Source organism: Variovorax cryoconiti (genome assembly GCF_051216395.1).
GTDB lineage: Bacteria > Pseudomonadota > Gammaproteobacteria > Burkholderiales > Burkholderiaceae_C > Variovorax.
This window is the reverse complement of the sequence record NZ_JBPJZI010000002.1, coordinates 566,735-579,377: the sequence shown is the minus strand read 5'-3', so window position 1 is coordinate 579,377 and position 12,643 is coordinate 566,735. Positions and strand designations below refer to the sequence as shown.

At 70.4% G+C, this 12,643-nt stretch carries 13 protein-coding genes; 8 read left to right on the top strand and 5 right to left on the bottom strand.

The genetic code is table 11. The features are described from left to right. Positions 1 to 29: 29 nt before the first annotated feature. Positions 30 to 716: a DnaA regulatory inactivator Hda gene (gene hda, locus ACSFA2_RS07425; protein WP_435454669.1), complete on the bottom strand. Its 687-nt coding sequence runs from the start codon at positions 714 to 716 to the stop codon at positions 30 to 32. A gap of 172 nt (positions 717 to 888) precedes the next feature. On the opposite strand from hda, the gene purM reads away from it, so the two are divergent. The 8 genes from purM to ACSFA2_RS07385 all read left to right on the top strand — a co-directional run bounded on the left by purM (position 889) and on the right by ACSFA2_RS07385 (position 7,471). Further along, the gene (gene purM / locus ACSFA2_RS07420; RefSeq protein WP_435454668.1) at positions 889 to 1,929 is read left to right on the top strand and encodes a phosphoribosylformylglycinamidine cyclo-ligase; all 1,041 of its coding nucleotides are present in this window, start codon (positions 889 to 891) and stop codon (positions 1,927 to 1,929) included. Positions 1,930 to 1,943: 14 nt separating this feature from the next. After that, positions 1,944 to 2,990: an AI-2E family transporter gene (locus ACSFA2_RS07415; RefSeq protein WP_435454667.1), complete on the top strand. Its 1,047-nt coding sequence runs from the start codon at positions 1,944 to 1,946 to the stop codon at positions 2,988 to 2,990. 141 nt (positions 2,991 to 3,131) lie between these two features. Next, positions 3,132 to 3,557, top strand: a complete 426-nt coding sequence (locus tag ACSFA2_RS07410; RefSeq protein ID WP_435454666.1) for a VOC family protein — start codon at positions 3,132 to 3,134, stop codon at positions 3,555 to 3,557. After that, complete coding sequence (locus tag ACSFA2_RS07405) at positions 3,550 to 5,019, top strand: DHA2 family efflux MFS transporter permease subunit (RefSeq protein WP_435454665.1); 1,470 nt, start codon at positions 3,550 to 3,552, stop codon at positions 5,017 to 5,019. The genes ACSFA2_RS07410 and ACSFA2_RS07405 overlap by 8 nt, the downstream gene beginning before the upstream one ends. A 68-nt stretch (positions 5,020 to 5,087) precedes the next feature. After that, on the top strand, positions 5,088 to 5,450 hold the full coding sequence (locus ACSFA2_RS07400; RefSeq protein ID WP_435454664.1) for a DUF1428 domain-containing protein: 363 nt from the start codon (positions 5,088 to 5,090) through the stop codon (positions 5,448 to 5,450). A gap of 121 nt (positions 5,451 to 5,571) precedes the next feature. Next, on the top strand, positions 5,572 to 6,144 hold the full coding sequence (locus ACSFA2_RS07395) for an isochorismatase family protein (RefSeq protein WP_435454663.1): 573 nt from the start codon (positions 5,572 to 5,574) through the stop codon (positions 6,142 to 6,144). Between the two features lie 12 nt (positions 6,145 to 6,156). Continuing rightward, positions 6,157 to 6,468 carry a DUF1272 domain-containing protein gene (locus tag ACSFA2_RS07390; protein ID WP_435454662.1) on the top strand — a complete coding sequence of 104 codons (312 nt, stop codon included), beginning with the start codon at positions 6,157 to 6,159 and terminating at the stop codon, positions 6,466 to 6,468. Between the two features lie 16 nt (positions 6,469 to 6,484). Continuing rightward, positions 6,485 to 7,471, top strand: coding sequence for a GlxA family transcriptional regulator (locus ACSFA2_RS07385; RefSeq protein WP_435454661.1), 987 nt, complete (start codon positions 6,485 to 6,487; stop codon positions 7,469 to 7,471). Positions 7,472 to 7,479: 8 nt separating this feature from the next. Here the strand turns inward: ACSFA2_RS07385 and yccS are convergent, their stop codons facing one another. Genes yccS through murJ form a run of 4 tightly spaced genes read right to left on the bottom strand, consistent with a single transcriptional unit; the run spans position 7,480 to position 12,643 of the window. Then, positions 7,480 to 9,708 carry a YccS family putative transporter gene (yccS, locus tag ACSFA2_RS07380; protein ID WP_435454660.1) on the bottom strand — a complete coding sequence of 743 codons (2,229 nt, stop codon included), beginning with the start codon at positions 9,706 to 9,708 and terminating at the stop codon, positions 7,480 to 7,482. 51 nt (positions 9,709 to 9,759) lie between these two features. Continuing rightward, positions 9,760 to 10,170 (bottom strand): VOC family protein, encoded by a 411-nt coding sequence (locus tag ACSFA2_RS07375; protein WP_435454659.1) that lies wholly within the window; start codon positions 10,168 to 10,170, stop codon positions 9,760 to 9,762. Then, complete coding sequence (locus tag ACSFA2_RS07370; RefSeq protein WP_435454658.1) at positions 10,170 to 11,021, bottom strand: SirB1 family protein; 852 nt, start codon at positions 11,019 to 11,021, stop codon at positions 10,170 to 10,172. The genes ACSFA2_RS07375 and ACSFA2_RS07370 overlap by 1 nt, the downstream gene beginning before the upstream one ends. Before the next feature lie 56 nt (positions 11,022 to 11,077). Continuing rightward, positions 11,078 to 12,643, bottom strand: a complete 1,566-nt coding sequence (gene murJ / locus ACSFA2_RS07365) for a murein biosynthesis integral membrane protein MurJ (RefSeq protein WP_435454657.1) — start codon at positions 12,641 to 12,643, stop codon at positions 11,078 to 11,080.

The window sequence follows — 12,643 nt, the reverse complement described above, 5'->3', positions numbered from 1 at the left end:
AGGTCGGACGCGGTGCGCCCCGGTTGGCGTTATTGATTTTCGAGCATCGATCGGATCAGCGGGATCGTCACCGCGCGCTGGGTCTGCAGCGCATAGCCGTCGAGCTGGTCGAGCAGCTCCATCAGGCTGCCGAGGTCGCGGCTGAAGCGGTGCAGCATGTAGTCGAGCACATCGTCGCCCAACAACACGCCGCGCGCGTCGGCGGCCTTGCGCAGCACCGCGCGGCGCTCGGCCTCGCTCAGCAGCTGCAAGTGGAACACATGGCCCCAGCCCAGGCGGGTGCGCAGATCTTCCCGTAGCGCCAGGTCGGCCGGCGGCAGGGCACCGGCGGCCACCACGCCGCGCTGCAGGGTCTGCGCATTGACGAACCAGTTGAAGGCGGTGTGCTGCTGCACAGCGGTGTAGAGATGCACGTCGTCGAGCACCACGGCGCCCCAGCGCTCGTCGAATTCGGGCGGCTCCAGCAGGCCGGCGTGCAGCCAGCCGACCAGGGCGCCCTGCTCGCGCAAGGCGCTGCGCACGCCTTCGAGCAGGTGCGTCTTGCCGCTGCCGCTCTCGCCCCACAGGTAGGTGGGCACCGGCGAATGCAGCGTCGGCGCGTGTGCATCGCCCACCCACACGCGCAGGTGGCGCAGGGCCGCCTCGTTCGGACCGGCGAAGAAACCGGCCAGCGTGGGGCCGGTCGAAAGGCCGATGTCGAGCGCAAGCTGCTTCATGCCGGGAGCGAAGCGGGCGGCTGGCGTGGCACGGAGGACGCAAACAAGGGGTTCATGGGACCGGGCGCGAGGGGCCCTTAAAATCGTCTCGAATTCTATCGGCCCGGCCGTTTCGGTTGCCGGCGCCCCGCCCACCCTCTTCGTCGTCCTGCCCGCCAAGCCTTCTCTGCCCATGAACTCCAACACGCCCACCCCGCTCAGCTACAAGGATGCCGGCGTCGACATCGACGCGGGTGACGCGCTGATCGACCGCATCAAGCCCCTGGCCAAGAAGACCATGCGCGAAGGCGTGCTGGCCGGCATCGGCGGCTTCGGCGCGCTGTTCGAAGTGCCCAAGCGCTACAAGGAGCCGGTGCTGGTGAGCGGCACCGACGGCGTGGGCACCAAGCTCAAGCTGGCCTTCGAATGGAACATGCACGACACGGTCGGCATCGACCTGGTCGCCATGAGCGTGAACGACGTGCTGGTGCAAGGGGCCGAACCACTCTTTTTCCTCGACTACTTCGCCTGCGGCAAGCTCGACATCGACACCGCCGCGGCGGTGATCGGCGGCATCGCCCGCGGCTGCGAGCTGTCGGGCTGCGCCCTGATCGGCGGCGAGACCGCTGAAATGCCCGGCATGTATCCGGCCGGCGAATACGACCTGGCGGGCTTCGCGGTCGGCGCGGTCGAAAAGTCGAAGATCCTCACCGGCCAGGGCGTGAAGCCGGGCGACGTGGTGCTGGGCCTGGCCTCGGCCGGCGTGCACTCGAACGGTTTCAGCCTGGTGCGCAAGGTGATCGAGCGCGCCGACAGCGACCTGCCCGCCACGCTCGACGGCAAGCCCTTTCGCGACGCGGTGATGGCGCCCACCCGCCTGTACGTGAAGCCGGTGCTCGAAGCGCTGGCCAAGCACCCGATCAAGGCGCTGGCCCACATCACCGGCGGCGGCCTGCTGGAAAACATCCCGCGCGTGCTGCCCGAAGGCACCGCTGCCCACCTGAAGAAGGGCAGCTGGCCACAGACCGAACTGTTCGCCTGGCTGCAGAAGGTGGCCGGCATCGACGACATCGAGATGAACCGCACCTTCAACAACGGCATCGGCATGGTGGTGGTTATCGACGCCGCCGAGGCCGCCGCCTGCGCCGCCACGCTGCGTGCCGCCGGCGAGACCGTGCACGAGATCGGCGTCATCGCCGAGCGCGCGGCCGGTGCTGCCGTGGTCGTTTCCTGAGCACGCCTGCCAGCGTGAGCGCGCCCGTCGCCGCCCCCTCGCGCGCCGTGCTGATCGCCAGCTATCTGCTGATCGCGGGCGCGTTGCTGCTGGTGATGTGGCAAGGCCTGCTGCCGGGCCTGCTGTGCGTGTGCATCGGCTTCCTGGCCACGCGTCGGCTCGCACGCGGGCTCGACGCCGTGATCCGGCGCCGCCGCGCTGCACTGCAGGCGCCCTTCACCTCGCCGTGGGCGCGGGCCATCGCAGCCACGCTCGTGATGCTGGCGCCGCTGGTGGTGATGGCGCTGGCCTTCTCCCAGGCGCGCGAGTTCGTGCTCAATGCCCCCGACCAGTACAAGGAGCTGCTCGACTACATCGCCCGCACCGTGCTCGAGCTGCGCCTGAAGCTGCCACCCGACATCGCCGTCTACCTGCCCGAAGGCGCGGCCGATGTGCAGCGCCTGGTGGCCGGCTACCTGCGTGCGCAGGCCGGCATGCTGGCGCTCACGGGCCGGGCCTGGCTGGGCGGCCTGCTGTTCGCCTACGTCGGCCTGCTCGTCGGCGCCCTGGCCGGTGCCGGCGTGACGTCGCTCGGTGGCGGGCCGCTGACCGTGCAGCTGCGGCGGCGCGTCACGTTGTTCGGCGAGGCGTTCGGGCAGATCGTGGCGGCCCAGTTCTGGATCGCCGCGTTCAACGCGCTGCTGACCGCCGTCTTCCTGCTGTTCCTCCTGCCGCTGTGGGACCTGCGCCTGCCCTACACGCCGGCGCTGATCACGCTGACCTTCGTGGCCGGCCTGGTGCCCATCGTCGGCAACCTGCTGTGCAATGCGGTCATCACGATGGTCGGGCTGTCGGTGTCGCCCATCGCCGCCATCGCCTGCCTGCTGTTCCTGATCCTGATCCACAAGGCGGAATACGTGATCAACGCCAAGGTGGTGGGCAGCCGGACGCACATGGCCGTGTGGGAGCTGCTGGCCGTGATGTTCATGGCCGAGGCGGTGTTCGGGCCGGCCGGCCTGGTGGCTGCGCCGCTGTTCTACGCCTACCTCAAGAAAGAGCTGCAGGCCGCGCAACTGGTCTGACGCCTAGGACACAGCGCTACGCGCACCCCCTGGGTTTCCATGTGGACACGGTACGGTCACTTTGCTATCGTATTGTGGACGGCGTACACAAATCCACCGCCACGCCGCCCCCTCTGTCCGACCCCGTCCCAAGGAGACCCCATGTCCTCTTTCAACGCGTACCTTTTCTTCGACGGCACGGCGGCGCAAGCCATGCCCTTCTACAAGAGCGTGCTCGGCGGCAAGCTCGATGTCATGACCTTCGCGCAGATGCCGGGCGCCGAGCAGCAGACCATGTCCGCCGCCACCGCCGACCGCGTGATGCATGCGATGCTGAGCTTCGACGGCGGCCAGCTGATGGCGTCCGACACGATGGAAGGCCAGCCCTACGAGGGCATGAAGGGTTTCGCGCTCACGCTCAACAAAGACACGGCGGCCGAAGCCGAGCAGGTGTTCGCCGCGCTGGCCGACGGCGGCCAGGTGACGATGCCGATCGGCCCCACCTTCTGGGCCGAGCGCTTCGGCATGTGCACCGACCGCTTCGGCACGCCCTGGATGGTCAACGGCGGCATGCAGCCGCATGGCTGACGCGACGGCACCGCTGACGGTGCAGGCGCCGGCCGACGAGCGCCGTCGCTGGCTCGCGCTGATGGTGCTGTGCCTGGGCGTGCTGATGATCGTGCTCGACACGACCATCGTGAACGTCGCCCTGCCCTCCATCCGCCAGGATCTGGCCTTCAGCGAAACCGCGCTGGTCTGGGTGGTCAACGCCTACATGCTGACCTTCGGCGGCTTCCTGCTGCTGGGCGGGCGGCTCGGCGACCTGTTCGGCCACCGGCGCGTGTTCCTCGCCGGCATCGTGGCCTTCACCATCGCATCGCTGGCCTGCGGGCTCGCGAACTCGCAGGCGCTGCTGATCACGGCGCGCGCGGTGCAGGGCCTGGGCGGTGCGGTGGTGTCGGCCGTGTCGCTTTCGCTGATCATGAATCTCTTCACCGAGCCGGCCGACCGCGCCAAGGCGATGGGCGTCTACGGTTTCGTCTGCGCGGGCGGCGGCAGCATCGGCGTGCTGCTGGGCGGCCTGCTGACCGGCGCGCTCAGCTGGCACTGGATCTTCCTGGTCAACCTGCCGATCGGCGTGGCCGTCTACGCGCTGTGCGTGGCGCTGCTGCCCGCGCACCGTGGCAACCGCAGCGCCATGCGGCTCGACGTGGCCGGCGCCGTGAGCGTGACCGCTGCGCTCATGCTCGCGGTGTACGGCGTGGTCAACGGCAACGAGGCCGGCTGGGGATCGACGCAGACGCTCGTGCTGCTGGGCGCGGCGGTGCTGCTCTTCGTGGCCTTCCTGATGGTCGAATCACGCGTGCGCGATCCGCTGGTGCCGCTGGCGCTGTTCCGCCTGCGCAATGTGGCCACCGCCAACGTCGCCGGCGTGTTCTGGGCCGCCGCGATGTTCGCCTGGTTCTTCATCTCGGCGCTCTACCTGCAACTGGTGCTGGGCTACAGCCCGATGCAGGTCGGCCTCGCCTTCCTGCCGGCGAACCTGATCATGGCCGCCTTCTCGGTGGGCCTGTCGGCCAAGTTGGTGATGCGCTTCGGCATCCGCTGGCCGCTGGCCGCCGGGTTGCTGATCGCGGCGGTGGGCCTGGCGTGCTTCGCCCGCGCGCCGGTCGGCGGCGACTTCGTCGTGCACGTGCTGCCCGGCATGCTGCTGCTCGGACTGGGCGCGGGCATCGCCTTCAACCCGATGCTGCTCGCGGCCATGAGCGACGTGCGCCCGGAAGACGCCGGCCTGGCGTCCGGGGTGGTCAACACCGCCTTCATGATGGGCGGCTCGCTCGGTCTGGCGGTGCTGGCCAGTCTGGCCGCCGCGCGCACCGGCACGCAGCTGGCGGCCGGTGCGCCCCAGGCCGCCGCGCTCAACGCGGGTTACCAGGTGGCCTTCGTCGTCGGTGCGGTGTTCGCCGGCGCCGCGGCCCTGCTGGGTGCCGTGTTCCTGCGGCCCGGTGCCGTGGCGCCGACCCGCGATGCCGGCAGCGCGCACCCATGAGTCCGCCCATCCATCTGTTGCTGAGGCTTCGTTCGTCCCTGCTGTTCCACACCCACCGGAGATCGCCCATGCCCCGCTACGTCGACGGATTCGTCCTGCCCGTGCCCAAGGACAACATCGCTGCCTACCGCAAGATCGCGCGCAAGGCCGGCAAGATCTGGCGCGAACACGGCGCGCTGGAATACATCGAGTGCGTCGCCGACGACGTGAAGCCGGGCAAGCGCACGTCCTTCCCGCAGAGCGTGAAGCTCAAGGCCGACGAGGTGGTGGTGTTCTCGTGGATCGTCTACCCCTCGCGCAAACAGCGCGACGCGATCAACGCCAAGGTCATGGCCGACCCGCGGCTGAAGTCGATGATGGACCCGAAGTCGATGCCCTTCGACATGCAGCGCATGTTCTTCGGCGGCTTCAAGACGCTGGTCGAGCTCTGACGCAGCGTCGCAAAGCGATGTCCTGAATTGATCGATTCAGGTCCGGCACGGGACGGACGGCCGGCTTGCTGCGCCTCAGAATCAGGCGCACCATCCCCATTTGCCACCGTGCCTCCCCGCCATGAAGACCTGTCTCATAGTGATCGATGTCCAGGAATCGTTCCGCCATCGCCCCTATTCCACCGAACGCGACATCGGCGCCTACCTGGCGGCCCAGAACGCGTTGATCGACGGCTGCCGCGAGGCCGACGTGCCGATCGTGCGGGTGTTCCATGTCGACGGACCAAAGACGGCCGACAACCCCTTCGCCGTCGAATCGGGCCACGTTCGCCCCCTCGAAGGCCTGGCCCCATTCGACGCGGCGGAGACCTTCACCAAGCACCGCCACAGCGCCCTGGTCAACACCGGGCTCGATGTGTGGCTGACACGGAACGGCATCGGCCGGCTCATCGTGAGCGGCATCCGCACCGAGCAATGCTGCGAGACGACGACGCGCCATGCGTCCGACCTCGGCTGGCAGGTCGACTACGTGACCGATGCGACGCTCACCTTCGACATGGTGCAACCCGACGGCCGGCCGCTCTCGGCCGCCGAGATCAAGGACCGCACCGCCACCGTGCTGCAGGACCGCTTTGCGACGCTGTGCAGCGTGCCGCAGGCCCTGCAACGCGCCGGCGCGTTGCAGGCCGCGTGAGGGCGCATCGGCATGCTCGAACTCCGCCCCGCCTGCGAACACTGCGCCGCTTCGCTGCCACCCGCGTCGGCCGACGCGCGCGTCTGCAGCTTCGAATGCACCTTCTGCGCGCACTGCGCCGACACCCTGCTGCAGCAGGTCTGCCCCAATTGCGGCGGCAACCTGGTGCCGCGGCCGATCCGGCCGGCGCAGGACTGGAACGGTCGCGGCAACTCCTTGCAGCAACACCCGGCCGCGACCCAGGCCAAGCACCGCCACGCCGATCCCGTCGCGCATGCCGAGTTGCTGCAGCGCTTGGCCGGCCGGCCGCCCGAGGCGCGTTGAAAGCCAGAGACCTCCGTTGAACGCCAAGCCACCGATCCGCGTCGCCATCGCGCTGCTGCCGAACAGCCTGGTGCTCGACTGGGCCGGTCCGGCCGAGGCGCTGCGCATCGCCAACCAGCTGCTGCTCGCCAGCGGGCACCCCGAGCGCTTCGTCATCGACTTCGTGTCGCCAACGCCGAGCAGCGTCGGCTCGGTCGGCGTGACGCTGAGCGGGCTGGCGCCCTTGCCCACGGCATGGGACGGACCGGCGTGGATCGTGCTGGTCGGGTTGCCCGGCCGCACCATCGCGATCGACAACGACGAAGCGCGTGCGCTGCTGCACTGGCTCGGCGGACAGCGCCTTGCACTCGGGCAGCTGGAACTGGTCACCATCTGCGCCGGCACGCTGCTCGCGGCGCATGCAGGCCTGCTGACCGGGCACCGCGTGACCACGCACCACCACCACCTCGCCGAACTGCGCGCGGTGGCGCCCGATTGCGAGGTGGTCGCCAACCGCGTCTTCGTGCTGGACCCGCCGGTCAGCAGCAGCGCCGGCGTGACGACCGGCATCGACCTGATGCTGCACCGCATCGGCGAGGTCTGTGGCGAGGCCCTGGCCGCGCAGGTGGCGCAGACCATGGTGGTGGCGCTGCGGCGCGGCCCGCACGACCCGGAGCTGTCGCCTTTTCTCGCGAATCGGCATCACCTGCACGCCGCGCTGCACCGCGTGCAGGACGCTGTGAGTGCCCAGCCGCAGGCCGACTGGACCGTACCTCGCATGGCCGAGGTGGCCCACACCTCGCCGCGGCATCTCACGCGGCTGTTCATGGAACACGCGGGCGTGGCGCCGCTGGCCTACCTGCGCCGGCTGCGTCTGGCGTCGGCGCAACTGGCGCTGCAGGCCGGCGCGAACGTGACACGGGCCGCGGAACAATCCGGCTTCGGCTCGGACACGCAGTTGCGCCGGGCGTGGCGGCAGTTCGGCCTGCCCGGGTCGCCGTCGTCAGCCACCCAGAACCCCTGACACGGCGATCAGCGCGCGCCGCTGCCGCCCTGCGCGGCCAGCGGCGCAGCGACCGCGTCCGGCGTGCCGGCCCGCAGCCATTCGGCGGTGTGGGTGCCCAGCGCGTCGAGTTGCAACGCGATCAGGCCGAGCTGCGTGCGCACCAGGCCCACGGCTTCCTGCGTGTCGGCATCGGCCTGGCCCACGCGCGCCAGCGCCTCGCGCACAGGGCTGCCGACGGCCAGGTCCGGGACGCCGGGCGTTCCGCGCACGAAGGCCTGCGCCAGCGCATCGAGTGCCGCTGCCGCGCCCTCGATGCTGTCGAACAGGGCGGCCGACCGCGCCTCCGCGAGCGCCGTGCGGTGCGCGCCGAGCGCCGAGACATAGCTCAGCAGCGTGTGCGAGCGGATGAGAAAGCGCAGCGCCACGCCGGCATTCGGCCGCACCAGGCCCGGCTCGCGGAACATGTCGCTGACCGCGGTCGACAGCGCCGCATCGGCGTTGTGGGCGTTGCGCCGCGCCAGGCGGTAGGCCAGGTCGTCGCGCGCGCCCGAGCGGTACTGGGCCGCAATCTGCCGCAGGTAGGCCGCGTGCGTCTGCAGGGCCGCGGCGGCGAGCTCGTTGATGCGGCGCGCCGCCCAGTGCGGCAGCACCAGCACCATCGCCAGGCCCGCGAGCGCGCTGCCGATGGCGGTGTCGATCAGCCGCGGCCACAGCAGCAGCCCGCCGTCACCGACCTGGTTGAAGAACATCAGCACCAGCAGCGTGACCGCCGCAGTCGCCAGCAGGTAGCGACGCGCCCGCGCGCCGAAAAAGAACACGCCCGCCGCCACCGCCACCAGCGACTGCAGCCAGGGCTGCGGAAAGAGCGTGAGCACCGCCCAGCCGAGCACCACGCCCAGCGCGGTGCCGGCGACACGCTCGGCCATGCGCGCCATCGTGTCGCCGTAGGTCGGCTGGATGACGAAGAGCGTCGTCAGCAGGATCCAGTAGCCCTGCGCCGGGTGGATCAGCAGCATCACGCCGTAGCCGGCGACGAGCGCCACGGCCAGCCGCACCGCATGGCGGAACAACGGCGAGCGCGGCGTGAACTGGCGCCGCACCCGCTCGAACGCGTCGCGCCCGCTGCGCGGCGAACGGTCGTACAGGTCCATGTCGGTCCGGCCGGCCTGGGCCGCGGGCTGGCTGGCACCTGCGAGCTGGCCGTCGAGCTGCGCGAGGTTGCGGGCCAGCGCCTCGACCGAGGCCAGCAGCGCCAGGCGCTGCGGCGTGTCGGCGCGCGTGCGCTCGTGCGCGATGGCGCTGCGCAGGTCGGACAGCGCCTGCACCGGCGCGCCGCCGGCGACGAAGGGCTCGCGCCGCGCGATCGACAGTGCCAGGCGGCGGCAGGCGTCGGCCTGCAGCGCCAGCACGCGCTGGCAGCGGTAGAGCACGTCGCTGTGGAAGAAGGCGTCGGCCAGCGCGTTGTAGTCGTCGTGCGACGAGCTGGCGCGCTCGTGCACGTCCTGGGCGATCAGGTAGAGGCCGCGGTAGCGCGTGATGCGGCCGGTCGGTGTGCGCGGCCCGACGCGGCGGAAGATGCTTTCCTTCGCGGCGTTGAGCGCGCCGACCACGCCGGTGTTGAGCTGCGCCAGCGACAGCCGCTTGCGCTCGATGTCGACGCCGCGCACCGGCTCGAACAGCGAGGCCTTGAAGCCGACGTAGTCGGCCAGCGCATGGAAGAGCTTGACCAGCAGTGCCTGCACCGGCTCGGCCGGGAACAGCGCGGCCCAGCCCACCGACCACGCGCCGTACCAGGCGGCGCCCGACAGCAGCAGCGCCACCTCGTGCCAGCGCGGCTGGCCGCCGGCCGCGTGGTCGAGGCTGAGCGTGGCGTACATCGCCAGGATCAGCGTGGCATGGCCGATGGCCTTGAAGCGCGCCTCGATGGCGCCGAGCATGGTCAGCGCGAAGGCCGCGATCGCCAGGCCGGCGATGAAGAGCACCGGCCGGCCGAACAGCGCCTCGACCGCGAAGGCCATCAGCGCGAAGCACCCCAGCGTGACGGCCTGCGCGCGCCAGCGGCCCTGCCAGCTGTCGTCGGTTTCGGCCAGCGCGCTGGCGATGATGCCGAGCGCCGCGGGGATCAGCGCATGCAGGTGGCCCGTACCGACGCACAGCGCCATGGCACTGCCCAGCGCCAGCAGCACGCGCAGCGGCTGGCCGCCGGCGGCGAACAGCCAGCGGCGTGGCGACAGGGCGAGCGCGGAATCGGTCATGGCCGGATGCTGCAGGATGCGTGCCACCGCATGCGGCGCATCACGCGGGGTTCACGTCGGGAGATAGCCGCAGAAACGCAGCACGTGGCCGTCGGGCTCGCGCAGCGCGAACTCGCGCAGGCCCCAGGGTTGGGAGGTCGGCGCCTCGAGGATGTCGACGCCGCGCTTCAGATAGGCGGCGTAAAGGCCATCGATGTCGTGGCCGACATGGATCACGATCTCGCCGCGCCAGGGCCGTGTTTCGCGCACATTGACCTGCCAGAGCCGCAGGTAGACCGCCTCGCCCTGCCCGGCCGCCGGCACGTGCTTGACCCGCGCATAGCTGGGCGGCTCGCCGGCGATGAAGTCCAGCGTGAAGCCCAGCACGTCGCAGAAGTAGCGGGCGGCGCGGGTCGCGTCCGCCACCGGCAGCACCGGCTGCACGCCGTGGAACTGGTGCCGCGGGCCGAGGTCGTCGGCCATCAGTTCAGCGCCCGGCGCAGGGCCGCCACGCGCTCGGCGATGGCGTCGAGGTCGAGCGCCTCTTCGGCGTGGCGCAGGTAGGTCTCCAGGTCGCGCACCGCCGAGGCGGTGTTGCCTTGCGCGGCGTGCGCCAGGCCGCGGTCACGGTGCTCGCCCCAGGCCTCTGGCAGCAGCGCCACCAGACGGTCCTGCACGGCGATGGCGCGCTGCCAGTCTTCCTGCGCGCGGTGCACTTCCTTCAGGTTGCGCAGCATGCGGCCGATGATCTCGCGCGGCGGGGCCGGCTGCAGGTAGAGGCCCAGCGGCACGTCGAAATCGCCGACCAGGCCGTTGCTCTGCTTGTAGGGCTCGAGCCGCTCGCTCAGGTCTTCGCGCGAGAGCGACTTGCCAGTGAAGGGGTCGATCACCACCTGGCCCTTGGGCAGCGTGACCTTCATCATGAAGTGGCCCGGGAACGCGACGCCCCGCGCCTGCAGGCCCAGCCCCTGGGCCAGCTCCATCCACAGCACCGCCAGCGAGATCGGGATGCCCCGGCGCGTGCGCAAGACCGCGTTCAGGTAGCTGTTGTCGGGGTCGTAGTAATCGTTGACGTTGCCGCCGAAGCTCAGGTCGTGGAAAAAGAACTGGTTGAGCGCGCGCAGGCGCGCCAGCGGCGCCGCGTCCGACGGCAGGCGACGCTTCAGGCGGGCCAGCAACTGGTCGACGTCGCCCAGCACCTGCTGCACGTCGAGGTCGGGGTATTCGTCCTGCGCCAGCGACGCGGCCGCCTCGAGCAGCGGAAACTGATCGTCGCTCTTGACGAGCGAGTCGAAGTATTCGAGGGCGGTCGGTGCCGAGAAGCTGAACGTCATGTGGCTCTTTGTAGAGGACCGCGCCGGGAGCGTCAAGACGACGATGCGGCCGCGCCTTATCGCTTGATGAAACTGCGCAGCCGCACACCCAGGAGGGTCAATGCGGCGAAATAGAGCATGCCGGCACCGGCGATGAGCAGCGCCAGCAGGCCGATGCGCTGCAGCCGGGCGGCTCGCAGCGCCACCCAGTCGAAATGCCGGGCGCCCCAGTACAACAGAAGGCCCAGCAGCGCCGCCGACACGAGCACCTGCAGGACGAACTTGCCCCAGCCGGGTTCGGGCTGGTAGCTGCCGCGCCGCACCAGGCCGGCCAGCAGCCACAGCGCGTTGACGACCGCGCCGATCGCGATGGTCAGCGTCAGGGCGGCGTGCTGCAGCAGCGGCACCAGCACGAGGTTGAGCAGCTGCGTGAAGACCAGCACGCCGACCGCGATGCGCATCGGCGAGCGCATGTCGTGGCGCGCGTAGTAGCCGGGCGCCAGCACCTTGATGGCGACGATGCCGACCAGGCCGGCGCCATAGCCCATCAGCGCGACAGTGGTGCGCTGTACGTCGACCTCGCTGAAGGCGCCGTTGTGGAACAGCACCGCGACCAGCGGTTTCGAGAACACCAGCAAGGCCACCGCGCAGGGCACCGACAGCAGCACGACGAGGCGCAGGCCCCAGTCGAGCAGCGAGGAATAGCGCGCGTCGTCCTTGGCCGCGCGGGCGCTGGCCAGCTGCGGCATCAGCACCACGCCGAGCGCCACGCCGAGCATCGCGGTGGGGAATTCCATCAGGCGGTCGGCATAGCTGACCCAGGTCACGCTGCCGGGCGCCAGGTGCGAGGCGATCTGCGTGTTGATGAGCAGCGAGATCTGCGCGACGCTGACGCCGATCAGCGCCGGCAGCATCAGCTTGAGGATCTTGCGCGTCGTCGGGTCGTTCCACGACGTGCACAGGGCGCGCCAGCGCACGCCGATGCGCGGCAGCATGCCGATGCGGCGCAGCGCCGGCAACTGGATGCCCAGTTGCAGCGCGCCGCCCACCATCACACCGACGCACTGGGCGTAGATCGGCTCGATGCCCCAGCGCCGGAACAGCGGCGCGCCGAGCACGATCGAGGAAATCAGCGCCAGGTTGAGCAGCACCGGCGAGGCGGCCGGCACCGCGAATTGGCGCCAGGTGTTGAGCACCCCGCCGGCCAGCGCCACCAGCGACATGAAGAAGATGTACGGAAACATCCAGCGCGTCATCAGCACGGCGGCGTCGTAGCCGTGCGGCGTCTGTTGCAGGCCGCTGGCCATGGCCCACAGCATCAGCGGCGCCCCCGCCACACCGGCGATGCACAGCAGCACCAGCGCCCAGGTCAGCAGCGTGGCGACATGGTCGACCAGCGCCCGCGCGCCGGCGTCGCCCTGCTCGGTGCGCGTGGCCGACAGCACCGGCACGAACGCCTGGGTGAAGGCGCCCTCCCCCAACACCCGCCGGAAGAGGTTGGGAATGCGAAAGGCCACATTGAAGGCATCGGTCAGCGCGCTGACCCCAAACACCGACGCCATCAGCAGGTCGCGGATGAGCCCGGTGACCCGGGACGCGAGCGTCAGGAGCGAAACGGTGGAGGCGGATTTGAGCAGGGACAC